The 25042-nt window shown below is 61.3% G+C and carries 19 protein-coding genes and 1 pseudogene; 6 read left to right on the top strand and 14 right to left on the bottom strand.

Annotated features, from left to right (window positions below; genetic code table 11):
• Window positions 1-125: 125 nt before the first annotated feature.
• From AB4N47_RS03055 to arcD (AB4N47_RS03075), 5 genes are all read right to left on the bottom strand, one after another.
• Window positions 126-488, bottom strand: coding sequence for a DUF5064 family protein (locus tag AB4N47_RS03055; RefSeq protein WP_341638949.1), 363 nt, complete (start codon window positions 486-488; stop codon window positions 126-128).
• A 62-nt stretch (window positions 489-550) separates the two neighbouring features.
• Complete coding sequence (gene arcC / locus AB4N47_RS03060) at window positions 551-1480, bottom strand: carbamate kinase (RefSeq protein WP_016770621.1); 930 nt, start codon at window positions 1478-1480, stop codon at window positions 551-553.
• 139 nt (window positions 1481-1619) lie between these two features.
• Complete coding sequence (locus AB4N47_RS03065; protein WP_024014074.1) at window positions 1620-2630, bottom strand: ornithine carbamoyltransferase; 1011 nt, start codon at window positions 2628-2630, stop codon at window positions 1620-1622.
• Between the two features lie 172 nt (window positions 2631-2802).
• Window positions 2803-4059, bottom strand: coding sequence for an arginine deiminase (arcA, locus tag AB4N47_RS03070; RefSeq protein WP_016773516.1), 1257 nt, complete (start codon window positions 4057-4059; stop codon window positions 2803-2805).
• A gap of 35 nt (window positions 4060-4094) precedes the next feature.
• Window positions 4095-5522, bottom strand: a complete 1428-nt coding sequence (gene arcD / locus AB4N47_RS03075; protein ID WP_016773517.1) for an arginine-ornithine antiporter — start codon at window positions 5520-5522, stop codon at window positions 4095-4097.
• 437 nt (window positions 5523-5959) lie between these two features.
• Between arcD (AB4N47_RS03075) and arcD (AB4N47_RS03080) the strand changes: the two genes are divergently transcribed.
• Entirely contained in the window at window positions 5960-7387 is a 1428-nt protein-coding gene (gene arcD / locus AB4N47_RS03080; protein WP_024014072.1) for an arginine-ornithine antiporter, read from the top strand.
• Between the two features lie 106 nt (window positions 7388-7493).
• On the opposite strand, the gene AB4N47_RS03085 is transcribed toward arcD (AB4N47_RS03080), so the two are convergent.
• The 9 genes and pseudogenes from AB4N47_RS03085 to gap form a co-directional block, all read right to left on the bottom strand.
• The gene (locus tag AB4N47_RS03085) at window positions 7494-8840 is read right to left on the bottom strand and encodes a CoA transferase (protein WP_341638950.1); all 1347 of its coding nucleotides are present in this window, start codon (window positions 8838-8840) and stop codon (window positions 7494-7496) included.
• A 191-nt stretch (window positions 8841-9031) separates the two neighbouring features.
• The gene (locus tag AB4N47_RS03090) at window positions 9032-9787 is read right to left on the bottom strand and encodes a methyl-accepting chemotaxis protein (protein ID WP_371699605.1); all 756 of its coding nucleotides are present in this window, start codon (window positions 9785-9787) and stop codon (window positions 9032-9034) included.
• A gap of 102 nt (window positions 9788-9889) precedes the next feature.
• Window positions 9890-11233, bottom strand: a pseudogene (locus tag AB4N47_RS03095) (methyl-accepting chemotaxis protein); the annotation flags it as partial.
• A gap of 105 nt (window positions 11234-11338) precedes the next feature.
• A complete protein-coding gene (locus AB4N47_RS03100; protein ID WP_071173352.1) occupies window positions 11339-11749 on the bottom strand; it encodes a YbaN family protein in 411 nt (136 codons plus the stop codon).
• Window positions 11750-11901: 152 nt separating this feature from the next.
• Complete coding sequence (locus AB4N47_RS03105) at window positions 11902-12498, bottom strand: biliverdin-producing heme oxygenase (RefSeq protein ID WP_341638952.1); 597 nt, start codon at window positions 12496-12498, stop codon at window positions 11902-11904.
• A 109-nt stretch (window positions 12499-12607) separates the two neighbouring features.
• On the bottom strand, window positions 12608-15193 hold the full coding sequence (locus AB4N47_RS03110; protein ID WP_341638953.1) for a TonB-dependent receptor: 2586 nt from the start codon (window positions 15191-15193) through the stop codon (window positions 12608-12610).
• Window positions 15194-15315: 122 nt separating this feature from the next.
• Window positions 15316-16281: a FecR family protein gene (locus AB4N47_RS03115; RefSeq protein ID WP_341638954.1), complete on the bottom strand. Its 966-nt coding sequence runs from the start codon at window positions 16279-16281 to the stop codon at window positions 15316-15318.
• Window positions 16282-16406: 125 nt separating this feature from the next.
• Window positions 16407-16934 (bottom strand): RNA polymerase sigma factor, encoded by a 528-nt coding sequence (locus tag AB4N47_RS03120; RefSeq protein WP_076563927.1) that lies wholly within the window; start codon window positions 16932-16934, stop codon window positions 16407-16409.
• A gap of 198 nt (window positions 16935-17132) precedes the next feature.
• Complete coding sequence (gene gap / locus AB4N47_RS03125) at window positions 17133-18134, bottom strand: type I glyceraldehyde-3-phosphate dehydrogenase (RefSeq protein WP_016773526.1); 1002 nt, start codon at window positions 18132-18134, stop codon at window positions 17133-17135.
• 220 nt (window positions 18135-18354) lie between these two features.
• On the opposite strand from gap, the gene edd reads away from it, so the two are divergent.
• The 5 genes from edd (at window position 18355) to AB4N47_RS03150 (ending at window position 24987) form a co-directional block, all read left to right on the top strand.
• Window positions 18355-20181: a phosphogluconate dehydratase gene (edd, locus tag AB4N47_RS03130; protein WP_016773527.1), complete on the top strand. Its 1827-nt coding sequence runs from the start codon at window positions 18355-18357 to the stop codon at window positions 20179-20181.
• The gene (locus AB4N47_RS03135) at window positions 20178-21137 is read left to right on the top strand and encodes a glucokinase (RefSeq protein WP_336342207.1); all 960 of its coding nucleotides are present in this window, start codon (window positions 20178-20180) and stop codon (window positions 21135-21137) included. The genes edd and AB4N47_RS03135 overlap by 4 nt, the downstream gene beginning before the upstream one ends.
• 174 nt (window positions 21138-21311) lie before the next feature.
• Entirely contained in the window at window positions 21312-22043 is a 732-nt protein-coding gene (locus tag AB4N47_RS03140) for a response regulator (RefSeq protein WP_016773529.1), read from the top strand.
• Window positions 22033-23502 (top strand): ATP-binding protein, encoded by a 1470-nt coding sequence (locus tag AB4N47_RS03145; RefSeq protein WP_016773530.1) that lies wholly within the window; start codon window positions 22033-22035, stop codon window positions 23500-23502. The genes AB4N47_RS03140 and AB4N47_RS03145 overlap by 11 nt, the downstream gene beginning before the upstream one ends.
• Window positions 23503-23727: 225 nt before the next feature.
• Window positions 23728-24987 carry a D-mannose isomerase gene (locus AB4N47_RS03150; RefSeq protein WP_341638956.1) on the top strand — a complete coding sequence of 420 codons (1260 nt, stop codon included), beginning with the start codon at window positions 23728-23730 and terminating at the stop codon, window positions 24985-24987.
• The last annotated feature ends 55 nt before the right edge of the window (window positions 24988-25042 follow it).

Genomic DNA, 25042 nt, shown 5'->3' on the forward strand with positions numbered 1-25042 from the left:
CGCTGATCGTTCCCACGCTCTGCGTGGGAATGCCGCCACGGACGCTCCGCGTCCGCTGTGACGCGGAGCGTCACGGGATGCATTCCCACGCAGAGCGTGGGAACGATCAGTGTGGTGGATTCGGGTTATTCGAAATGCTCGAGGTTCACCGGATCCCCTGACTGCATATTCAACTTCTGCCGAATGTCTTCAAACATCAGATCGTAATGCTTGTGCACCGAGCCGATCTGGCTGTGGGCCTTGGGGATTCCGTACTTCTCGGCGATCCGCGTGACATCGCGGGCGAAGTTATAGGCCTCTTCCTTGGGCAGGAAAAACGTCTCCTTCATGTCCTTGCCCTGCATGCTGCCGTGCAGGGTGAACTGAATCCCCTTGCCTTTCTGCGGATCGGTGAACACTTCATAGTCCAGATGCACGTTGTAATTGACGTCATCCGGCGTCAACGCGTGCCGCTCGATGTGCAGATGACCGGGTTCGAACTGGGCCATTGAGCTACTCCTTTCAAGGCATGGAAGCGGGGCAGGCCTTGAGCCTGCCCCGGCGTTTATTGTTATCGGTAGCTGATCCCCGGCTTCGCCGTACTGACCCGCGTACCGGCGGTGCCCTGGACGATGGCTTCGATATCGGCCAGCGAACCGATCACCGCGACCTTGCCAGTATGGCGCGCGAATTCGCAGGCTGCCTGCACCTTCGGCCCCATTGAGCCGGCGGCGAAGCCGAGGCGTTCGAGTTCGTCCGGGTGGGCTTCGGCGATGGCTTTCTGGGTTGGTTTGCCATAGTCGATAAAAGCCGCGTTGACGTCGGTGGCGATCACCAGCAGGTCGGCTTCCAGTTGCTCGGCAAGCAACGACGAACACAGGTCCTTGTCGATCACCGCCTCGATGCCCTTGAGGTTGCGCTGCTCGTCGTACATGGTCGGAATCCCGCCGCCACCGGCGCAGATGACGATGCTGCCCTTGTCCAGCAGCCACTTGATCGGACGGATTTCGAAGATGCGTTTCGGCCGTGGGCTGGCGACCACGCGGCGGAATTTGTCGCCATCGGCAGCAATTGCCCAGCCTTTTTCGGCGGCGAGTTTTTCCGCTTCGGCTTTCTCGTACACCGGGCCGATCGGCTTGGTCGGGTTCTTGAATGCCGGGTCGTTGGCGTCGACCTCGACCTGGGTCAGCAGGGTGGCGAACGGCACTTCGAAGTCGAGCAGATTGCCCAGTTCCTGTTCGATGATGTAGCCGATCATGCCTTCGGTTTCGGCGCCGAGCACGTCCAGCGGGTAGGGAGTGACAGAGGTGTAGGCCGCCGCTTGCAGCGACAGCAGACCGACTTGCGGGCCATTGCCGTGAGCGATGACCAGTTGGTTGCCGGGATGGATCTTGGCGATTTGCTCAGTGGCGATGCGGATATTGGCGCGCTGGTTGTCAGCGGTCATCGGCTCACCACGGCGGAGCAGGGCGTTACCGCCCAGGGCTACGACGATACGCATGGTGCATGTCCTTTTTCGTGTTGATCGTTCCCACGCTCTGCGTGGGAATGCCGCCACGGACGCTCTGCGTCCGCTGTGACGCAGAGCGTCACGGGATGCATTCCCACGCGGGAGCGTGGGAACGATCATCTTCAACCAGTTAGAGATCAGCCAGGGTCGAGACCAGAATCGCCTTGATCGTGTGCATGCGGTTTTCCGCTTGCTCGAAGGCGATGCAGGCTGGCGACTCGAACACGTCGTCGGTCACTTCGATGCCGTTTTTCAGGTGCGGATACTGCTCGGCGATCTGTTTGCCGACCTTGGTGTCGCTGTTGTGAAAGGCCGGCAGGCAGTGCATGAACTTGGTACGCGGGTTGCCGGTGGCTTTCATCAGGTCGGCGTTGACCTGATACGGCAGCAGTTGCTGGATACGCTCGGCCCAGGCTTCCACCGGTTCGCCCATCGATACCCAGACATCGGTGTGAATGAAGTCGACGCCTTTGACCGCTTCTTTCGGATCTTCGGTGAGGGTGATGCGCGCACCGCTTTCTTCGCCATATTTTTTGCAGCGCGCCACCAGATCGTCCAGCGGCCACAGGGCTTTCGGTGCGCAGATGCGCACGTCCATGCCCAGTTTGGCGCCGATCAGCAGCAGCGAGTTACCCATGTTGTTGCGCGCGTCGCCCAAGTAGGCGTAGCTGATTTCGTGGATCGGCTTGTCAGCGTGTTCACGCATGGTCAGCACGTCGGCGATCATCTGGGTCGGGTGATATTCATCGGTCAGGCCGTTGAACACCGGCACGCCGGCGAACTTGGCCAGCTCCTCGACGATTTCCTGTTTGAAGCCACGGTACTCGATGGCGTCGTACATGCGCCCGAGCACGCGGGCGGTGTCCTTCATGCTTTCCTTGTGGCCGATTTGCGAGGAGTTCGGGTCGATGTAAGTGACGTTGGCGCCCTGGTCATAGGCCGCCACTTCGAACGCGCAACGGGTGCGGGTCGAGGTCTTTTCGAAGATCAGGGCGATGTTGTTGCCCTTCAGATGCTGTTGCTCGGTGCCGGTGTATTTCGCGCGTTTCAGATCGCGGGACAGGTCGAGCAGGTAACGCAGTTCACGTGGGGTGTGGTGTTCCAGGCTGAGCAAATTACGGTTGTGGATATTAAACGCCATGATGATTCTCCTTGCCCGACACTGTGAAAGCTACTGCGCTCGGAAATACTGCGTTAAAAACAGGCTCGGAATGCTCATTTACAATCAGTAGACTCCGCTTCCTCGCCTGTTTTTGCCTTGTCTTTCCTTCGCTCGCTACGCTTTCACAGCGCCGGGTCGTGTTAAGAAAAAGTTAGTAATCGATTGGGTCGCGGATGATCGGGCAGGTCATGCAGTGGCCGCCGCCACGGCCCCGGCCGAGTTCGCCGGCGCTGATGGTGATGACCTCCACGCCAGCCTTGCGCAGCAGGGTGTTGGTGTAGGTGTTGCGGTCGTAGCCGATGACCACGCCCGGTTCCATGGCCACCACGTTGTTGCCGTCGTCCCATTGCTCGCGTTCGGCGGCGAAGCTGTTGCCGCCGGTTTCCACCACGCGCAGTTTCGGCAGGTTGAGCGCCGCAGCGACGGTGTCGAGGAAGCTGCCTTCTTCGCGGCGGATGTCGATGCCGCCCTGTTTGCTTTCGTCAGGGCGCAGGGTGAAGGCGACGATCTGGTTGACCACTTCCGGGAAGATCGTCACCAGGTCGCGGTCGCAGAAGCTGAACACGGTGTCCAGGTGCATTGCTGCGCGGGACTTCGGCAGGCCGGCGACGATGACTTTTTCCACCGCTTTGTTGTTGAACAGGTTCAGCGCCAGTTGGCCGATGGCCTGACGCGATGAACGCTCGCCCATACCGATCAGCACCACGCCGTTGCCTATCGGCATGACGTCGCCGCCCTCAAGGGTGGAGTTGCCGTGATCCTTGTCCGGGTCGCCGTACCAGATCTCGAATTCGGCGTTGGTGAACTGCGGATGGAATTTGTAGATGGCGGTGGTCAGCAGGGTTTCCTGACGGCGCGCCGGCCAGTACATCGGGTTCAGCGTCACACCACCGTAGATCCAGCAGGTAGTGTCGCGGGTGAACTGGGTGTTGGGCAGCGGCGGCAGGATGAAGCTGGAGTGGCCGAGGAAATCGCGGAACATCTGGATGGTCTTGCCACCGAAGCTGTCCGGCAGATCATCGGCCGACACGCCGCCAATCAGGAATTCGGCGATGTGCCGTGGCTCAAGGCTTTTCAGCCAGGATTTCACTTCGCTGATCAGGCCCAGGCCCACCGAGTCGGCCGTCACCTTGCGCTCAAGAATCCAGTCCAGCGCTTCGGGAATGGCGACGATGTCGGTCAGCAGGTTGTGCATTTCCACCACGTCGATGCCGCGCTCGCGCATCTTGGTGACAAAGTCGAAATGGTCGCGCTTGGCCTGCGCCACCCACAGCACGTCATCGAACAGCAGTTCATCGCAGTTGTTCGGGGTCAGCCGCTGATGGGCCAGACCTGGGGAGCAAACCATGACTTTACGCAGTTTCCCGGCTTCGGAGTGGACGCCGTACTTCACTTTTTCCGTGGTCATTTCTGTGTTCCTCCAGATGACAATTCAATCAGGGGTTACAGCGTCAGGAAGCCATCGTAGAGACCGTAGGCCGCCACCACGGCGCCCACGACCACTGCGGCGAAAATCAGCTTCTCGACGTTGGTGAAAACCGGTTGTTTGAGTTCCAGCTTGGCCTTGGCGAACAGGATCGCGCCGGGCGCGTAGAGCAGGGCCGACAGCAGCAAGTACTTGACCCCGCCGGCGTACAACAACCACACCGCATAGATCAGGGCGATACCGCCGATGATCAGATCCTTGCGCCGCTCGGCGGCAAAGCCTTCGTAGCTCTCGCCGCGCACCGCCAGCAGCAGGGCATAGGCCGCCGACCACAGGTACGGCACCAGAATCATCGAGGTGGCGAGGTAGATCAGCGACAGGTAAGTGCTGGCCGAGAACAGGGTGATGATCAGGAACACCTGCACCATGGCGTTGGTCAGCCACAGGGCGTTGACCGGCACATGGTTGGCGTTTTCCTTGCGCAGAAACTCCGGCATGGTGTGGTCTTTGGCGGCGGCGAACATGATCTCGGCACACAGCAGCACCCACGACAGCAGCGCGCCGAGCAGCGAGATGATCAGGCCGACGCTGATCAGCACCGCACCCCAGTGACCGACCACATGCTCAAGCACGGCGGCCATCGACGGGTTCTGCAGTTTCGCCAGTTCCGGCTGGGTCATGATGCCCAGCGACAGCACGTTCACCAGCACCAGAAACAGCAGCACGGTGATGAAGCCGATCACCGTAGCCTTGCCGACATCCGAGCGTTTCTCGGCGCGGGCGGAGAAGATGCTTGCGCCTTCGATGCCGATGAACACCCAGACGGTGACCAGCATCATGTTGCGCACCTGGTTCATCACACTGCCCAGGTCGGGGTTCTTCACGCCCCAGATGTCGGCGGTGAAGATGTCCAGTCTGAACGCGAAGACTGCGATCAACACGAACAGCAGCAGCGGCACGACCTTGGCGACGGTGGTCACCAGGTTGATGAACGCCGCTTCCTTGATCCCGCGCAACACCAGAAAATGCACGCCCCACAGCAGCAAGGACGCGCCGATCACCGCCGCCGGGGTATTGCCTTCGCCGAAGATCGGAAAGAAATAGCCAAGGGTGCTGAACAGCAGAACGAAGTAGCCGACGTTGCCCAGCCAGGCGCTGATCCAGTAGCCCCAGGCTGATGAGAAACCCATGTAGTCGCCGAATCCGGCCTTGGCGTAGGCGTAGACACCGCCGTCCAGGTCAGGCTTGCGATTGGCGAGGGTCTGAAAGACAAATGCGAGGGTGAGCATGCCGACTGCGGTGATGGCCCAGCCGATCAGCACTGCACCGACGTCGGCGCTGGCGGCCATGTTTTGTGGCAACGAAAATATCCCGCCGCCAATCATTGAACCGACTACCAGTGCAACCAGTGCACCGAGTCTTAGTTTTCCGGGCGCTTCAGACATTTGCATGACTCCATTGCAGGAAAGGAGAGCTCACAGCCTAGTACTGTTGTCTGTTCGAACAGCTGACATGGATCAGTGCATGGTCACATTCCATTGTTAATGAATGACTTGTGCGCCCGTTGCGGGCATAACGCTGTAGCCTCAAAGGCCCATTCCAGAACCGTTTCGCTGAGGCAGTCGAGAATAGCTATTAATGCTTTTGAACTATGACGCTAGTTGCTTTTCAGCGATTGGCAAATGTCGGTCATCTGTTTTCAGCACAGAATCGAATAATCAAGATCGGCGCACAAAACTGACTTAATGTGCTACGCCTTATCGTGGTCGGCTATATATAACGCTGCGAGATTCGGCATTACCTGATAAACGTCATCTACCATTAGGCTTTTAGTCGGCTGTTGTTACAAATAAACAACAACGACTCTTTCAAGGAGATCTGCATGTCGCAACCGACGCAAAAGCTGCGCCTTGGTGCGTTGATCGCGCTGGTGGTGGGGTCGATGATCGGCGGGGGGATTTTCTCGTTACCGCAAAACATGGCGGCACGCGCCGATGCAGGGGCGATCCTGATCGGTTGGGGCATTACTGCGATAGGCATGCTGACGCTGGCGTTCGTCTTTCAGACCCTGGCCAATCGCAAGCCGGAGTTGGACTCAGGCGTCTACGCCTACGCCAAGGCCGGGTTCGGCGATTACATGGGTTTTTCGTCGGCGTGGGGTTACTGGATCAGCGCCTGGCTGGGCAACGTCGGCTATTTCGTCTTGCTGTTCAGCACCCTTGGCTATTTCTTCCCGGTGTTCGGTCAGGGCAATACGCCGATCGCAATCGGCTGCGCCTCGGTGCTGTTGTGGGCGGTGCATTTTCTGGTGATGCGCGGGATCAAGGAGGCGGCGCTGATCAACCAGTTGACCACCGTGGCCAAGGTTGTGCCGCTGATCATGTTCATCGTCATCGCTGCGGTGGCATTCAAGGCTGACATCTTCACCCGCGACATCTGGGGCCGCAGCAACCCGAACTTCGGCGGGGTGATGGATCAGGTGCGCAACATGATGCTGGTCACCGTGTTCGTGTTCATCGGCATCGAAGGCGCCAGCGTCTATTCGGCTCGCGCAGAAAAACGCAGCGACGTCGGCCGCGCCACGGTGATCGGGTTTCTCGGCGTGCTGGCGCTGCTGGTGCTGGTCAACGTGCTGTCGCTGGGGATCATGAGCCAGCCGGAACTGGCCAATCTGCAGAATCCTTCGCTGGCAGCGGTGCTCGAGCACATCGTCGGGCCGTGGGGCGCATTGCTGATCAGCGTCGGGTTGGCGATTTCCTTGCTCGGTGCATTGTTGTCCTGGGCCTTGCTCTGCGCGGAAATCCTTTTCGCCACGGCCAAGGACAAGACCATGCCGGCATTCCTCAAGAAGGAAAACAAGAACCACGTGCCGGTCAACGCGCTGTGGCTGACCAATGTGATGATCCAGATTTTCCTGCTGATCACACTGTTCTCGGCGGGGACTTACACCAGTCTGATTTACCTGGCGTCGTCGATGATTCTGGTGCCGTACCTGTGGTCAGCGGCCTACGCGGTACTGCTCAGCGGGCGCGGCGAAACCTACGAACACGCCTCGGCCGAGCGCACCAAGGATCTGCTGATTGGCGGCATCGCCCTGGTTTACGCGGTGTGGCTGTTGTACGCCGGCGGGGTGAAGTATCTGCTGCTTTCGGCGCTGCTGTATGCGCCGGGGGTAATTCTGTTTGCCAAGGCCAAGCGTGAACAGGGGCAGCCGGTTTTTACCACGGTGGAGAAAGGGATTTTTGCTTGCGTGGTGATCGGTGCGGGGCTGGCGGCGTATGGGTTGTATAGCGGGGTGTTGAGTTTGTAGGCGGGTTTGCTTTGGCCGGGCAGGCCCCCTTCGCGAGCAGGCTCGCTCCCACAGGACTACGCGAATCCATGTGGGAGCGAGCCTGCTCGCGAAGGCGGCCTCAAAATCACCACTGCGCCCGATGTGACCCCAATTCGGCGGCGGGCAAATCCCACCGCACCGCCGCCCCGCTGATCTGCACCGGTACGCGCAACCGCCGCGCCGGCCCCCACGCGGTGTGTTCAATCGCCGGATCCTGATCCTGCGCTTCTTCGGCCCGCAGCGGGTCATGCGTCCCCGGCCCATGCTCGAGCAACAGCTTCGCCGTCCGTGCCAGCGACAACCGCGCCGACCCCCCGCGACCGCTGGCCAGTCGTTCAGTCAGCAGCCTTATTGCACTCGCCGCCATCAGATACCCGGTCGCATGATCCAGCGCCTGCACCGGCAGCGGCGTCGGTTTATCGCTGTGCTTCCAATGCTGTCCGGCCTCGGCGATGCCGCTGCTCATCTGCACCAGGCTGTCGAAACCCCGGCGGTTCTGCCAGGGGCCGCTCCAGCCGTAGGCGTTGAGACAGACGTCGATCAGCCCCGGTGCCAGTTGCCTTCGGCGTTCAATACCAAACCCCAGATTTTCCAGCGCATCGGCGCGGTAGCCGTGCAGCAGAATGTCGGCGTCTTTCAACAGGCCTTCAAACACCGCGCGATCCGCAGGAGCCTGCAGATCCAGCCGCGCACAGCGTTTGCCCACGGTCATTTCCGGGACCACACCGGGTTCGTTCCAGCTCGGTGGATCGATGCGCAAGACGTTGGCGCCCAGCCCGGCGAGAAAGCGGCTGGCGGTGGGGCCGGCGAGGACGCGGGTCAGATCCAGCACCTTGACCCCGGCCAGCGGTCGTGCGATCGAACCTTGCCATGGGCTGCGGTTCTCGTCCGTCTGCTCGATGAACTGCACCAGCGCTTCGGCATTCACCGCCAGCCCTTGCGGATGCTGCTGCCACTGCGCCCAACTGCGCATTTCGGCGGCGCAGCCCTTGGCATCGATCACCGCCTGTTCAAGCTCCGCGCTCGCCCACTGTGCGACTTTCGCCGCCATTGCGGCACGATCGGCGCAGGCACCGAGCACGCGTTCTGCGGCGGCGCGGTGGTGCGGGGCGTTGGTGTGCAGACGGATCCAGCCGTCCCGGGTCGCATAGTCGCCGGCGATCGCATCCCATAAGGGCGGCACCTGCCAGCCGATCGGGCGCAGCGAGGTGGAGAACCATAACGAGGCCAGACGGCGGTCGACTGCAACCGCAGGCAAATGCCCGGTTTGCTGGTGAAGCAATTCGCTGAGCGCTTGCCCGGCAGCGGCGATGCTGGCGCAGGCCAGCTCGGTCACGGCGAACGCCGAGGGCAGGGCGCCGTCACCGGTGAAGGGGATCGGCGTGTGAGGCAAGTCGAGTGCGGTTTGGATGGACGTGAGCAGATCAGTCATCGGAGGCCCTCCGGAACGAGAGGGCGATGATAGTGCAAAAGAATCGCGGTTTAGATGAAACCAGGGTGTGAACCCGTTTCCCCTGTGGGAGCGAGCCTGCTCGCGAAGGCGTCGTGTCAGTCAACACAGATGTTGGATATGACGACCGCTTCGCGAGCAGGCTCGCTCCCACAGGGATTTATGCTGGATAGTTACACGCGAAACTGATCCATCAATTTCATCTGCTGGCTCGCCAGGCTGTTGAGCTGGCTGCTGATCGCTGCCGATTCGGTGGCCTGTTCGGTCAGGGTTTCGGTGACGGTGCGAATCGCCGAGACGTTGCGGTTGACCTCTTCGGCCACTGCGCTTTGCTCTTCGGCGGCGCTGGCGATCTGCAGGTTCATGTCGCTGATCACCGTCACCGCGTCGCTGATCTTGCCCAGTGCATCGACCGCCTGACGAATCTGCCCGGCATTGTTGTGCGCCTGGGTCTGGCTCGAGTGCATGGTCGCGACCACGCCACGGGTGCCGGTCTGAATGCGCTCGATGACGATGCGGATTTCTTCCACCGAATCCTGCGTGCGCTTGGCGAGGTTGCGCACCTCGTCGGCGACCACGGCAAAACCGCGACCGCTTTCGCCGGCGCGGGCGGCTTCGATGGCGGCGTTGAGAGCCAGCAGGTTGGTCTGTTCGGCGATGCTGCGAATCACTTCCAGCACCGAGCCGATCTGCTCGCTGTTGACCGCCAGCGCTTCGACTTCGGTCACCGCTTTGCTGACTTCATCGGCCAGTTGATTGATGTCGCGGGTGCTGCGCTCGATGATCGCCATGCCGTCCTTCGCCGACTGATCGGCGCCCTTGGCGGCGTTGGCGGCGTTCGAGGCACTGTTGGCGACGTCGTGGGCAGTGGCGCTCATTTCGTTGGACGCGGTGGCGACCTGATCGATCTCGCGGAATTGCACCTGCATGCCTTCGCTGGTCTGGCGGGCAATTTCCGATGACTGATCAGCCGTGCCACGTGCTTCGGTGATGCTCTGTTTGATCTGCGCGATGGTCGGTTGAAGCTTGTCGAGGAAGCGGTTGAACCAGTTCACCAGTTCGCCCAGTTCATCTTTCTTGCTGTAGTTCAGGCGCTGGGTCAGATCGCCTTCGCCGCTGGCGATGTTCTTCAACATGTCGGCGACGCTGTTGATCGGACGGGTGACGCCGGAGGCGGTGAGCCAGATCAGCAGCAGGCCGACCAGACCGGCCACGCCCGCCACCAGCAGGGCAGTGATGACGCCGGTTTGTTGCGCGTCATCCAGCACCGCTTGCAGTTTCACCGAGTCGGCCAGCAGCACGTGCTCGGGCAGGTCGATGACCACGCCCCAGGCGCGCGAATTGCCGATCGGGTCGACCGGGTAAACCGCGCGAATCAGCTCGCCCTGTTGGAGAATTTTTGCCGTGCCGCTGCCGACCAGTTGCAATACATCCTTGCCATCGGCGCCGAGGGTGTCGCTGATTTTTTTGCCCACTCGCGTCGGGTCAGCACTGTCGGCCGCCAGCACGCCGCTGCCGGAGACGATCAGCATGTGCCCGGCGTTGTTGAACAGGCTGCGCTGCGAGTCGACGGCGGCGGCTTGCAGGGCGTCGAGCGCGATGTCGACACCGACCACGCCGATCGCTTTGCCGTCGGCCAGCAGCGGAACGGAAATGGTCGTCATGAGCATTTCCTTGCCACCGACGGTGTCGGCATAAGGGTCTAGCAGGCAGGTGCGTTTGTTGTCGCGAGGGCAGGTGTACCAACTGTTGTACGGCGTGCCGCTGACGCTGAGGGTGGTTTTGGTCAGGTCGTCTTCGACCATGATTGTATTCAGCGCGGCGCCGGCGGCACGGCTCCAGTACGAGGCGAAGCGCCCGGCTTCGTTGGACTGCCGCGCGGCATCGTTGGCGAATTCGCTGTCCTTGCCGTCGAGGCCGTTGGGTTCGAAGGCCAACCAGATACCGAGGACTTTATCGTTGCGCTCGAAAGCGGTTTTCAGACTCTGGTTCAACTCTTCCCGAACGGCGCCGGCTTCGAGTGAACGCTTGGCCGCCATCGTCCGCAGATCCTTGATCTGATCGGCGAGGGCGGTGACCACCAGCAGGCTTTCACCAAAGGTTTTCTGCACCCGCACCGCTTGCTCGGCGGCCTTGGCCTGCAACAGGTTCTGCACGCTGGCGGTGAGCAACTGGTTGCTGGATTGACTGACCAGCGCGTCGTTCTGGTTGGTCTGGTAGATGTTCATGCTGACAATCAGCGCCACCACTCCGAGCAGGCACAGGCCGGAGAGCAGGACGATTTTCAGGCGAATGGAAAGAGAGTCGAACATGGGGCGATCTCGCGAATGGAATAAATAGGTGGCTGGGCCGGGAGCCCGGTTTGCCAAATCCATTCAGCGCCATTCAATCCTCATCGGCGTTAAGCGAAACGGCATGAGGCGCTTGCCGACGGACGGTCGCTGCTAAACGTTTGCGCAGGGGAAAATGCTGAAAAGGCTTTAATTACAGGGATGTTTCACTACCGCGACGGGCGTCTCCGGGCGCGACCAGATCCACAGGTTGCCCAGGCCCATGCCGGCAATCGCCAGATAGATCGGCCAGCCGTGATCGAGCATCACCAGCATCAACGTCGCACACAGCAGCATGCTGACGGTGGCACTGAGCTTGGCCTTGCGCGCGATGATCCTGCCGTTGCGCCAGTTACTGAGGATCGGCCCGAACAGGCGATGATTCTCCAGCCACGCACTCAAGCGCGGCGAACTGCGGGTCGCGGCCCACGCGGCAAGGAGGATGAACTCGGTGGTCGGCAGGCCGGGCACGACGATGGCGATCAGGCCAATGCCGAGGCTGACATAGGCCAGCAGGCCGAACAGCAGACGGGCGAGTTTTGATGGGGCGGGTGCGGGCATGGCTCAGCGGTGGCTTCTGAAGCGGAACGGGGATCTTACAGACTTACGCAGACCCCTGTAGGAGCTGCCGAAGGCTGCGATCTTTTGATCTTTAAAGCAACATCAAAAGATCGCAGCCTTCGGCAGCTCCTACACAGGGATATTCGTGGCGCTCAGGCCACTTCGGCTTCTATGGCATAAGCCCGCTCCAGCAGCACGGTGAAGCGGTTGAACGCATCCAGTGCACCTTGATCAACTTCCGCCTCTTCCTCCGCCGTGAACGGCAACGCATCGAGGGTGCGCACAAAGCTTTTCCAGCCCTCGGCGCGGCCACCTTGCGGTTCTGCGAGATGCCGGGCACCGAAGGTTTCGCTCAGCTCCAGTGCCACGGCACGCTTGATCAGGAACGCCGCGCCGAGCTTGGAACCCTCGGAAACAAAGATCCAGCCCAGCGCCCGCGCCTTGCTCGGGTTTTTCAGCGCGCCGGCCACCGGGGGCGGGACATCGGTGTCGAGGTCGGCGAGGTCAGCCCTGGCCGCTTCAGCGCGGCAACGGGCCGGCAGATCCGGGACGATCGCGGTCAGTTCGGCATCGTTGTACAGCTCGACCAGTTCCGCCTGGAACAGGTATTGCGCGACGACGAAACGGGCGAAGCTGGCGCGGGTTTCGAAGGGTGCGTGGGCTTTGACCAGCGCATCGAGTTTGCTGTGCGGCTCATGGGTGATCTGGTTCAGGCGTTGCGAACGCAAGGTTTTTTCCGAGGCAGTCATGGGGTGTCCTTGATAAATGAGGCGCTTGATAACAAGACGTACGGGCGGGCGGCGGACAGTAAAAAAACCTCACTGCGCGGCGCGAACACGCGCAATGAGGCCGGGCGGATCAGATGTCCCAGATCAGGTTGATCGCGAAGTTGCGTCCCGGTTGGGTCAGCCGATCGAGGTTGGCCGGTTGCGTCACCGAGGCTTCGCCAACGCTGTCGTAACCGCGCACGTCATCCCACAGCCAGTACTTCTTGTCGGTCAGGTTGTAGACGCCGCCGCTGACGGTGACGTCGTCGGTCACCTTGTAATAGCCGGCCAGATCGAGAATGCCGAAGCCCGGGGTTTTGAACTGACTGCTGACGCCGTCCGGCGATTTGAAATTGCTGTCGTCGACGCGGTCCTTTTTCTTCACCACGGTCCAGCTCAGCAGACCGCCATAGTTGTCCTGGTCGTAACCGAGGCCGAACACGCCGGTGAGCGGGTTGACGCTGTTGATCGGCTCGCCGTTGTCGCTGTTGCGCCCGTAGGCGTAGGCGATCGAACCTTGGGTATACAGGCCTTGCGGCGCGCCGAACGCGTCCAGATTCAAGCGACCTTTGACTTCCGCGCCCTTGATGGTGGCGCGCTTGATGTTGTTGCTCTGGAAGGTCAACCGATCATCGCCCGGCTTGACCGCGTCCTCGTTGATGAAATCGCGGTACTTGTTATAGAACACCGCGACGTCGAACGAACCCTGCTCGAAATTCCCGCGCAGGCCGGTTTCGAAGCCTTTGCTTTTCTCCGGCTCGAGGCCAGAATTTGGCGCAACGGTATAGCCGGTGGCGCTGTTCTCGAAACGCCCGTACAGCGATTTTGCCGTGGGCGTGCGGAAGCCTTCGGCGTACTGGCCGTACCAGGTGTAGTTGTCCGTCAGCGCGTAGGTCAGGCCGAATTTCGGCGAGACTTTGTGCCAGGTCTTGTTCTTGTCGCTGACCGTGCCTTTGCCATCGGCATTTATGGTGTTGAGGAATTCCCGGGTGATGTGCGGCTTGAGCTGGGTGTAGTCGTAGCGCAGGCCCGGCAGGAAGGTCCAGTCGTTCCAGCTGATCTGATCCTGAGCGAACAGGCTGTAGGTGTTGATGGTCGGATCGGGGAAATCAGAGGCCTTGGCCAGTACATCCGCCGCACTGGTCGCGCCAATCGCCGTGCAGCCACGGCCGACCGCCAGGCATGTGCCGTCGCCGCTGCGTGAACCGGTGACTTTCTGCTGTTTGATCGTGGTGCCGTAAGTCAGCAGGTGATCGGTGTCACCGATGGCAAAGGCCTTGTCCAGTTGCGCGTCGAACACCCACTGTTTTTCTTCGTAGATCGTGTCGCGGGTACGCAGCACTTTACGAGTGATGGGGTAGTAGAACTCTTCGGTGCTCTGGTCGGTCTTGGCGATCTGGTGGTTGAGGCTCCACTTGACGTTATCGACCAGCAGGCTGTCGAGGGCGAACGAGTGTTCGATGCCGAAACGCTCGCGAGTGATGGTGTCGTTACCGGTGCGCCATTGGTACATACCGCCGGGCAGGACGCTGCTCGGGATGGTCGGCGCACCATTGGCGTACGGGCCGCCGTAGGCACTTTTCTGGTCGGTGTCGCGATCGTCCTTGTACTTTTCGTAGGTCAGGCCCAGGCGCGAATCGTCGTTGTAGTTCCAGCCGAGCTTGGCCAGGACGTTGGTTGCGCGCACGTCTTCCGGGTTGGCGGCAGTGCGCGCAAGGCCGGTGCCGTTGTTGCCGCCGAAGGACTCGGTTTCGTGTCCGTCTCGCTGGCTGTAATGCAGCAGACCGTCGAACTCACCGCTGCGCCCGGCGACGGTGGCGGACTTCAGCCAGCTGTCATCGGCGGAGCTGTAACCGCTTTTCAGGCGCGCGCCGACGTCCTTGCCCGGTTTGATGATGTCGTCGGCGTCCAGCGTGTAGTAGCTGACCGCGCCGCCGATGGCGTTGCTGCCGTACAGCACCGAGGCCGGGCCGCGCAGGATTTCCACGCGCTTGACGATTTCCGGGTCGACGTAGTTGCGCTGGCTCTTGGCATACGGGCCGTTGAAGAAGCCGTTGGGGATTTCCACGCCATCGACTTGAGTCAGGATGCGGTCGCCGTCGATACCGCGAATGTTGTAGCCACTGATGCCGCCGCGCTGACCGGCACCGCCAACGGAAACGCCTGGCTCGTAGCGCACCAGATCCTTGATGGTATTGACGTTGTTGCGGTCAAGCGCTTGGCGATCCTGCACGCTGACCGTCGAGGGCACGCTGTTGACCGACTGTTCCTGGCGAGTGGCGCTGATGGTCACCTGATCGAGATTGAGGGTGCCGCTGCTGTTGCGTTTTTCCAGCACGACATTGTTGTTGCTCAGCTTGCGAAAGCTCAGGTTGGTCCCCACCAACAGGCGCTCGAGGGCTTTCTCCGGCGGCAGCGAACCGCGCACGCCCGGCGACGAGACGTTCTGCCCCAACTCGGCCGGCAATCCGACCTGCCAACCGGTCACGGCGGTAAAGGCATTCAATGCCGAAACCAGTGGTTGCTGGCCGATGGCGAAGGCGTAATCGCCCATGTTGCGCGCCGGTTGCTCGGCGGCGGCGAGCAGCGGCGCGGTGCCGGCCATGAGAATCGCCGCAGTCAGCAGCGACAGTACGCGGGAAGGGGAAGCAGTCTGGCGGGTTAGGCGTGAGGACATCGATAGCGCTCCGTGTCGCACGAATCTTTATAGGTGCTGATCGGCATGGTTAGATGCGAATCAATTGCATTGGCTATAACGAGACGTACTGCCATTGGCTATCGAGTAAAAATAGTTCTCATTCAGTTCAGAATCACCAGCGCAGGGAATTCCTGCAGGCGCGCCGAGGTGATGTGGGCGAGGGAGCGGACCACGTCGAGCGGCTGGTCGAGACGGTAATTGCCGGTGACGGCGACGTCGGCCAGTTGCTCGTTGTTGTTGATGATCCAGCCCGGATAGTAGCGGCGCAGCTCGGCCAGCACCTGATTCAGCGGGCAGTTCTCGAACACCAGGCGGCCTTCAACCCAGGCCAGATCGGCATTGGCGTCGAGCTTGGCCGGGCGATCAAATCCGTTGGGACCGATGCGAATGCTTTCCCCGGCGCGCAGGCGCACCCGGGCATCGTTGTGGGTGGCGCGCAGATCGACATCGCCACGCTGCACGTTCACTTGTGCGACCCCGTCGAGGTAGCGCACGGCGAATGCGGTGTCGTGCACGCTAGCCGTTACCGGACCTGCGTCGATCTCCAGCGGCTGATTGCGCCCGCTGGCGATCTCGAAAAACGCCTCGCCCTGAAACAGCCGCGCCACGCGCTGTTGATCGTTGATGGTGCTGGAAAACGCCGAGTTGGTATTGAGCAGGACCTTCGAGCCGTCCTCCAGTTGCAGCCGCTGACGCTCGCCAACCACGGTGAGGTGATCCGCTTGAATGCGCATCGGCAAATTACTGAAACTGAACAGCCCGAGGATCAGCACCGCAGCGGTAGCCAGCGGTTTCCAGTGCGGGCGCAAGCGTTTGAGAAAAGTGATTTTTACCGGTTTTGCTGCCAGAGCCTCGGCGCACAGTGCGACTTGCGGGCCGTCCCAGATCGCCTGGGCCTTGGCGAATGCTTCGGCATTCAACGGATCAGCCGCCAGCCAGGCATGAAATTGCCGGGTCTGTTCCTCATCCGGGCTGCCGAGCACGATGAGCCAGTCCAGCGCCTGGTCCATTGCAGCTGCAGCGTCCCGCGCCAAATCGGGCGAAGGCGAGCGGTGGGTGTCCGTCACGGTGGTTCCTCAGGGCTTCTGGCGAAGCAAGGCTTCTGGCGAAGCAGTTTCTAGCTTCAAGCTGCAAGCTGCAAGCCGGATGGGTTACTGCATTTCGTTTTTGCTTGCCGCTTGGAGCTTGCAGCTCAAAGCTTGCCACTGCCGTTATGTCGTTCGGCAACGCCGATGCAGATCGACATGATCAGTTTCAGTTCCTTCTGCACGGTGCTCAGCGAAACATCAAGTTCATCAGCGATTTCCTGATAGCTGTGCCCGTGCAAACGGCTGAGGATGAAGATCTGCTGCTGGCGCGGGCTGAGTTGGCTGAGGCTCACGTTCAAACGCTCCAGCAATTGTTCGGCGTGGGCGGCGTCTTCGGCGCTGCTGGCCGGCGCGGCGATGCTCTGCACCACGTCCTGTGGTACATCGTCGACCATGGTCCGCGCATGAATCTTGCGCGCGCGCAAATGATCCAGCGCCAGATTGCGCGCGGTCTGGAAGACAAAGGGTTCAAGGTGATCGATGGCCCGCTCGCTCAACGCCCGGGTCACGCGCAGGTAGGTCTCCTGCAACAGGTCTTCAGCGGTGCTGTGATTGTTGACCATCCGTTCCAGCGTGCGCAGCAGGGAGGTGCGCTGGGCGAGGAAGACGTGGTTGAAGCGCGATTGACTCACGGGAGGACCTGATCCATTTTGAGCGAATGATAATGCTTATCATCCAGCTGAATGGTCAAGTGCTGATTTCCAATTGAAATCGGATCTCCTGTGGGAGCGAGCCTGCTCGCGAAGGCATTGTGTCAGTCAGCTCCATATTGACTGACAGATAGCTTGCGCGAGCAGGCTCGCTCCCACAGGGTTTGGGGCCGGCCGGGATTATTCGGCGTTACACAACGCCAGGCAGTTATCCAGCATGCGGTTGGAGAAGCCCCATTCGTTGTCGTACCAGGCCAGCACTTTCAGCAACTTGCCACTGACCTTGGTGTGGTTGGCGTCGAAGATTGACGACAGCGGGTTGTGGTTGAAGTCGCTGGAAACCAGCGGCAAGGTGTTGTAACCGAGAATCTTCGAATGCTGGCTGGCCGCTTTCAGCAGGGCGTTGACTTCGTCGGCACTGGCTTCTTTCTTCAGTTGCACGGTGAGGTCGACCAGCGACACGTTGATCACCGGTACGCGCACAGCCATGCCGGTCAGTTTGCCCGCCAGTTCCGGCAGCACCAGGCCTACCGCTTCGGCTGCGCCGGTCTTGCTCGGGATCATGTTCTGCGTGGCTGAGCGGGCACGGTACGGGTCGCTGTGATAGACGTCGGTGAGGTTCTGGTCGTTGGTGTAGGCGTGGATGGTGGTCATCAGGCCGCTTTCGATGCCCAACTCGCGATGCAGCACCTGCGCCACTGGCGCGAGGCAGTTGGTGGTGCACGAAGCGTTGGAAATGATCTGGTGCGACTGACGCAGAATGTCGTGGTTGACGCCATAAACGACGGTGGCGTCGGCGCCTTTGGCCGGGGCAGAAATGATCACCTTGCGGGCGCCGGCGCTGATGTGCGCGGCGGCTTTGGCACGGTCGGTGAACAGACCGGTGCATTCGAACACTACGTCGATTTTTTCAGCGGCCCACGGCAGGTCGGCCGGGTTGCGAATGGCGCTGACCGCGATGCGGTCGCCATTGACCGTCAGGCTTTCGTTATCGTGCGCCACTTCGGCGTCGAAAGTGCCGTGGACGGTGTCGTATTTAAGCAGATGGGCATTGATCGAACTGTCACCCAGATCGTTGATCGCGACGATCTGCAGGTCTTGACGATAGCCTTGGGTATACAGTGCGCGCAGGACATTACGGCCGATGCGGCCGAAACCATTGATTGCAATTCGAAGAGTCATGGAACAGCGCCGCCGTCGTTTTGTTGTTGGAATTACAAGATTATTCGCATAAAAATAGAAAACAAGCCTTTTTAGTGGCAATATTTTGTTTTATCTACAACGAGTGACCTGAATCAACTGGTCCGAATGGTCAAAAAAGCCGTCTGTCATTCCAACAACAACGGCGTTTGATCAGCATAGACAATCAGGTCGCCACATCCGTTAGCCTGGAGTTCTACACATGCATCCCCGCGTTCTTGAGGTCACCGAACGGCTTATCGCCCGCAGCCGCGCCACGCGTCAGGCTTACCTTGCATTGATTCGCGGCGCCGCCACCGACGGCCCGATGCGCGGCAAGCTGCAATGCGCCAACTTCGCCCACGGCGTGGCCGGTTGCGGCACTGAAGACAAGCACAGCCTGCGGATGATGAACTCGGCGAACATCGCCATTGTGTCTTCGTATAACGACATGCTTTCGGCGCACCAGCCGTACGAAGTCTTTCCACAACAGATCAAGAACGCCCTGCGCGAAATCGGCTCGGTCGGCCAGTTCGCCGGCGGCACTCCGGCCATGTGCGATGGCGTGACCCAGGGTGAGCCGGGCATGGAACTGAGCCTGCCGAGCCGCGAAGTCATCGCCATGTCCACCGCCGTGGCGCTGTCGCACAACATGTTTGACGGCGCGCTGATGCTCGGCATCTGCGACAAGATCGTCCCGGGCCTGATGATGGGTTCGCTGCGTTTCGGTCATCTGCCAACGATCTTCGTCCCGGGCGGGCCGATGGTTTCGGGAATTTCCAACAAGGAAAAAGCCGACGTCCGCCAGAAGTACGCCGAAGGCAAGGCCACCCGTGAAGAGCTGCTGGAATCGGAGATGAAGTCCTACCACAGCCCGGGCACCTGCACGTTCTATGGCACTGCCAACACCAACCAGTTGCTGATGGAAGTCATGGGCCTGCACCTGCCGGGCGCGTCTTTCGTCAACCCGAACACGCCGCTGCGCGACGCGCTCACCCGCGAAGCCGCGCATCAGGTCACGCGCCTGACCAAGCAGAACGGCAACTTCATGCCGATCGGCGAAATCGTCGACGAGAAGGCGCTGGTCAACTCCATCGTTGCCCTGCACGCCACCGGCGGCTCGACCAACCACACCCTGCACATGCCGGCCATCGCTATGGCCGCTGGCATTCAACTGACCTGGCAGGACATGGCCGACCTCTCCGAAGTCGTCCCGACCCTGAGCCACGTCTACCCGAACGGCAAAGCCGACATCAACCACTTCCAGGCAGCGGGCGGCATGTCGTTCCTGATCCGCGAACTGCTCGGCGCCGGCCTGCTGCATGAAGACGTCAACACCGTGCTCGGCCATGGCCTGAGCCAGTACACCAAAGAACCGTTCCTCGATAACGGCGAGCTGGTCTGGCGCGAAGGCCCGACCGACAGCCTCGACGAAAACATCTTGCGTCCGGTGTCCCGTGCGTTCTCGCAAGAGGGCGGCTTGCGGGTGATGGAAGGCAACCTCGGTCGCGGCGTGATGAAGGTTTCCGCCGTTGCGCTGGAGAACCAGATCGTCGAAGCACCGGCGATGGTGTTCCAGGATCAGCAGGACTTGGCGGACGCATTCAAGGCCGGTCTGCTGGAGAAGGATTTCGTCGCCGTGATGCGCTTCCAGGGCCCGCGTTCCAACGGCATGCCCGAGCTGCACAAGATGACGCCGTTCCTCGGCGTGCTGCAGGATCGCGGCTTCAAAGTGGCGCTGGTGACTGACGGGCGCATGTCCGGCGCGTCGGGGAAAATCCCCGCAGCGATTCACGTCAGCCCGGAAGCTTATGTCGGTGGCGCTTTGGCGCGCGTGCAAGAGGGCGATATCATCCGCGTCGATGGCGTCAAAGGCACCTTGGAACTGAAGGTCGACGCCGCCGAATTTGCAGCGCGCGAACCCGCCAAAGGCCTGTTGGGCAACAACATTGGCAGCGGCCGCGAGCTGTTTGGCTTCATGCGCATGGCCTTCAGCTCGGCGGAGCAGGGCGCCAGCGCCTTCACTTCTGCCCTGGAGACGCTTAATTGAAACTGGCTTTGGTCGGTGACATCGGAGGAACCAACGCGCGGTTCGCGTTGTGGCAAAACCAGCAACTGCAATCGGTTCAGGTGCTGGCCACAGCCGACTTTGCCAGCCCGGAAGAGGCAATCGCTCTGTACCTGAGCGGGCTCGGTCTGGCGCCGGGCTCGATCGGCTCGGTGTGCCTGTCGGTGGCAGGTCCGGTGAGCGGCGATGAATTCAAATTCACCAACAATCACTGGCGGCTCAGTCGCAGCGCGTTCTGCAAGACCTTGCAGGTCGAGCAGTTGTTGCTGACCAACGACTTCTCGGCGATGGCGCTGGGCATGACCCGCTTGCAGCCCGGCGAATTCCGCGTTGTCTGCGAAGGCACGCCGGAGCCGTTGCGCCCGGCGGTGGTGATCGGCCCGGGCACTGGCCTGGGTGTCGGCACCTTGCTCGATCTCGGCGAAGGACGCTTTGCCGCGTTGCCGGGCGAGGGCGGCCACGTCGACCTGCCGCTGAGCAGCCCGCGCGAAACGCAACTGTGGCAACACATCTACAACGAGATCGGCCATGTCAGCGCGGAAACCGCGTTGAGCGGCGGCGGCCTGCCTCGACTGTACCGGGCGATCTGCGCGGTTGATGGCCATGAGCCGAAGCTGGAGACGCCGGAAGCGATCACCGCCGCGGGCCTTGCCGGTGATCCGATTGCTTTGGAAGTGCTCGAGCAGTTCTGCTGCTGGCTCGGTCGCGTCGCCGGCAACAACGTGCTCACCACCGGCGCGCGCGGCGGGGTGTTCATCGTTGGCGGGGTGATTCCACGCTTCGCCGATTTCTTCCTCGCCAGCGGCTTCGCCCGCTGCTTCGCCGACAAGGGCTGCATGAGCGATTACTTCAAAGGCATCCCGGTGTGGCTGGTGACCGCGCCGTATTCCGGCCTCGTTGGCGCCGGTGTGGCGCTGGATCAAGCAACACCTGTATAGAGATCGTTCCCACGCTCCGCGTGGGAACGCCTCAAGGGACGCTCCGCGTCCAGTGACGCGGAGCGTCACGGGCTGCATTCCCACGCAGAGCATGGGAACGATCAACAGGCGACAAATTTTCCAGGTTCATCAGGCATAATCCGCCCCAACTCCAACAACAAGGATGCCTTCGAAGTGAGCTCAGTCAACAAGTCGATATTGTTGGTCGATGACGACCAGGAAATACGCGAGTTGCTGGAAACCTACCTGACCCGCGCCGGGTTCCAGGTGCGGGCCACCGCCGATGGTGCCGGTTTTCGTCAGGCGCTCAACGAAGCGCCGAGCGATCTGGTGATCCTCGATGTCATGCTGCCCGACGAAGACGGTTTCAGCCTGTGCCGCTGGGTACGCCAGCATCCGCGTCAGGCGCAGGTGCCGATCATCATGCTGACCGCCAGCTCCGACGAAGCCGACCGGGTGATCGGTCTGGAACTCGGCGCCGACGACTACCTCGGCAAACCGTTCAGCCCGCGCGAACTGCAAGCGCGGATCAAGGCCCTGCTGCGTCGCGCACAATTCGCCCACGAACGCAGCGGCAGCGAAGTGCTGGTCTTCGACGACTGGCGCCTGGACACGGTCAGTCATCGGCTGTTCCACACCGACGGCGAGGAAGTGATCCTCTCCGGCGCCGATTTCGCCCTGCTGAAACTGTTCCTCGATCATCCGCAGCAAATCCTCGACCGCGACACCATCGGCAACGCCACCCGTGGCCGCGATCTGATGCCCCTCGATCGCATTGTCGACATGGCCGTCAGCCGTTTGCGCCAACGCCTGCGCGACACCGAAAAACCGCCACGGCTGATCCGCACCGTGCGTGGCAGCGGTTATCAGTTGGCAGCCAATGTGGTTGCCGGCAATGCTCACTGAGTCGCTACGCAAATTTGCCAACCGCATACCGGTGCCGCGCTCGCTGCTCGGGCGGATGCTGCTGCTGACCCTGCTTGCCGTGTTGTTCGCGCAGACGCTGTCGAGCGTGATCTGGGTATCGCAGTTGCGCGCCACTCAACTCGAAGGCCTCGTCACCAGTGCCCGCAGCCTGGCGCATTCGATGACTGCCAGCGTCAGCTATTTCCGTTCCTTGCCAGTGGCCTATCGACCGCTGGTGCTCGATCAGTTGCGCAGCATGGGCGGCACCCGATTTGTCGTGACCCTCAACGATAAGCCGCTGGGCATGGACGTGCTGCCGGTGACGCCGCGCAAGGCTGCGGTGATGCAAGCGGTGGACGAAGTGCTGCGCCAGTCTCTGGGCCATGACACGGATATTTCGGTGACCTTCGTCAGCCCCGAAGACCTGCGCATTTTCAACGCAGGGTTGAAACTTGATGAATTGCCGCGCTCCTGGGCGCATTACGCGTTGACGCTGGAGCCGGTGAATCCGCCGGTGCTGGTCACGCAGATTCAAATGGCTCCGGGGGAATGGCTGTACATCGCCTCGTTGCTGCCCGAGCCGTACACCAGTCTCGAAGAGCAAGGCCTGCCGGCGCAGCAGGTGTGGTTTATCGTCCTCACCAGCGGCTTCTTGCTGTTGTTCATCGGCCTGCTGGTGCACTGGCAGAGCCGGCCGCTCAAGCGTCTGGCGCGGGCAGCGCGGGATCTGTCGCTGGGCGCCGACGTCGAGCCGGTGGCGGAGGGCGGTGGCAGTGAAGTGGTCGAAGTCGGTCGCGCGTTCAACACCATGCGCGAACGCATCAGCCGCTACCTGACCGAGCGCAGCCAGTTGTTCAGCGCGATTTCCCACGACTTGCGCACGCCGATCACCCGTTTGCGTTTGCGCGTCGAGCTGCTCGAGGACGAACAGCTGCAAGCCAAATTCGGCCGCGATCTGGATGAACTCGAATTGCTGGTCAAAGGCGCGTTGCAATGCGTGAAAGACACCGACATCCACGAGAACATCGAGCCGGTGGATCTCAACCATGTCCTCGATTGTCTGGTCGAGCCGTATCTGGCGCCGAACGGCAATGGCCGCGTCACTCAGCATGGCCGCGCGCTGTCGGCGTATCCGGGCAAGCCGCTGGCGCTCAAGCGCTGCATCGGCAACCTGATCGACAACGCCTTGAAGTATGGACAGAACGCGCACCTGCACATCGATGACGATGACAGCGCCTTTGTTCTGCATGTCGATGATGAAGGGCCGGGCGTGCCGCAGCAGCGGCTGGAGCAAGTATTCGAGCCGCACTTCCGCCTGGCGGGGCAGCAGCAGGGATACGGACTCGGTCTGGGTATTGCGCGCAACATTGCCCATAGCCATGGCGGCGAGGTGACGTTGCAGAACCTGCGTGAAGGTGGGCTGCGGGTGACGTTGCAGTTGCCGCGCAGTGTTGATTAGTCAGACCGCGTTATCGTTCTTCGCGAGCAGGCTCGCTCCCACATTCGCCCGCGTTGTGACGGTTGGAATGCGTTCGCCTGTGGGAGCGAGCCCGCTCGCGAAGACGTCAGACGCATCAATCCAAATGTCACAGGCCAGTGACAAACCCCGTCCCCTTCGTTACAAGCCCGCCCCGGCCCGTTGTTTAGACTGCCCGCAGTCCTAACAACAAAAAAGGGTCACGCCATGGACACCTTTCACCCAGACTTCAGCAGTTGGCTGAACGCCCCTGCCCACCAGCAATGGCTCGCTACCGAAGGCCTGCGTCTGCTGGATTTCGCCAAGGCATCACGACTGCCCGAAGGCTTCGGCAACCTCGACGAACGCGGCCGTTTGCCAGCGCACGCGCAAGCCGAGACCATGAACACCGCGCGCATGACGCACAGCTTCGCCATGGCGCACATTCAGGGCCTGCCGGGGTTTGCCGAGCTGGTCGACCACGGTATCGCCGCGTTGCGCGGGCCTCTGCGTGATGCGCTGCACGGCGGCTGGTTTGCGGTGGCCGAACATCGCGACGACAACACCGGCAAGAACGCCTACCTGCACGCCTTTGTCGCGCTCGCCGCCAGCTCTGCCGTGGTCGCGCAACGGCCCGGCGCCCAGGCTTTGCTCGATGACGCCATCGACATCATCGACACTTATTTCTGGAGCGAAGAAGAGGGCGCCATGCGCGAATTCTTCAACCGCGACTGGAGCGAAGAAGAAGCCTATCGCGGCGCCAACAGCAACATGCACGCGACCGAAGCATTCCTCGCGCTGGCCGATGTCACCGACGATCCGCGCTGGTTGGTGCGCGCCCAGCGCATCGTCGAACGAGTGATCCATGGTCACGCTGCAGCCAACGACTACATGGTCATCGAACACTTCGATCGCGATTGGCAACCGCTGCGCGAATACAACCACGACAATCCGGCTGACGGTTTCCGTCCTTACGGCACCACGCCGGGCCACGGTTTCGAGTGGGCGCGCTTGCTCCTGCATCTTGAAGCCGCGCGGGTGCAGGCCGGCATGCTGACGCCGGGCTGGCTGGCCGTCGATGCGCAAAAACTCTTCGAAAACAATTGCCGCCACGGCTGGGATGTCGATGGCGCGCCGGGCATTGTCTACACCCTCGACTGGGATAACCGGGCCGTGGTCCGCCATCGCCTGCACTGGACGCATGCCGAAGCCAGCGCCGCCGCCAGTGCCTTGCTCAAACGCAGCGGCGACGCGCAATACGAAAGCTGGTACCGGCTGTTCTGGGAATTCTGCGAGACGAATTTCATCGACCGTTGCAACGGCAGCTGGCACCACGAACTCAATCCGCAGAATGTCCCGAGTGCCGATATCTGGCCGGGCAAGCCCGATCTGTATCACGCCTGGCAGGCGGTGCTGATTCCGCGATTGCCGCTGGCGCCGAGCATGGCCACAGCTTTGGCGCGGTTGTCCCGGCCTGTTGCTGTGTAACCATGTCGTGACATTTACGCGTCCCTTCGTTACCTGCGAAGCGAAACGCTCTGTT

The organism is Pseudomonas sp. S3_G06 (genome assembly GCF_054667565.1).

Bases quoted from the DNA above. Each gene is read 5' to 3' on its own strand.
- AB4N47_RS03055 (WP_341638949.1), bottom strand. From the start codon at position 488: ATGGCCCAGTTCGAACCCGGTCATCTGCACATCGAGCGGCACGCGTTG.
- arcC (WP_016770621.1), bottom strand. From the start codon at position 1,480: ATGCGTATCGTCGTAGCCCTGGGCGGTAACGCCCTGCTCCGCCGTGGT.
- AB4N47_RS03065 (WP_024014074.1), bottom strand. From the start codon at position 2,630: ATGGCGTTTAATATCCACAACCGTAATTTGCTCAGCCTGGAACACCAC.
- arcA (WP_016773516.1), bottom strand. From the start codon at position 4,059: ATGACCACGGAAAAAGTGAAGTACGGCGTCCACTCCGAAGCCGGGAAA.
- arcD (WP_016773517.1), bottom strand. From the start codon at position 5,522: ATGTCTGAAGCGCCCGGAAAACTAAGACTCGGTGCACTGGTTGCACTG.
- arcD (WP_024014072.1), top strand. From the start codon at position 5,960: ATGTCGCAACCGACGCAAAAGCTGCGCCTTGGTGCGTTGATCGCGCTG.
- AB4N47_RS03085 (WP_341638950.1), bottom strand. From the start codon at position 8,840: ATGACTGATCTGCTCACGTCCATCCAAACCGCACTCGACTTGCCTCAC.
- AB4N47_RS03090 (WP_371699605.1), bottom strand. From the start codon at position 9,787: ATGCAGGTGCAATTCCGCGAGATCGATCAGGTCGCCACCGCGTCCAAC.
- AB4N47_RS03100 (WP_071173352.1), bottom strand. From the start codon at position 11,749: ATGCCCGCACCCGCCCCATCAAAACTCGCCCGTCTGCTGTTCGGCCTG.
- AB4N47_RS03105 (WP_341638952.1), bottom strand. From the start codon at position 12,498: ATGACTGCCTCGGAAAAAACCTTGCGTTCGCAACGCCTGAACCAGATC.
- AB4N47_RS03110 (WP_341638953.1), bottom strand. From the start codon at position 15,193: ATGTCCTCACGCCTAACCCGCCAGACTGCTTCCCCTTCCCGCGTACTG.
- gap (WP_016773526.1), bottom strand. From the start codon at position 18,134: ATGACTCTTCGAATTGCAATCAATGGTTTCGGCCGCATCGGCCGTAAT.
- edd (WP_016773527.1), top strand. From the start codon at position 18,355: ATGCATCCCCGCGTTCTTGAGGTCACCGAACGGCTTATCGCCCGCAGC.
- AB4N47_RS03145 (WP_016773530.1), top strand. From the start codon at position 22,033: ATGCTCACTGAGTCGCTACGCAAATTTGCCAACCGCATACCGGTGCCG.
- AB4N47_RS03150 (WP_341638956.1), top strand. From the start codon at position 23,728: ATGGACACCTTTCACCCAGACTTCAGCAGTTGGCTGAACGCCCCTGCC.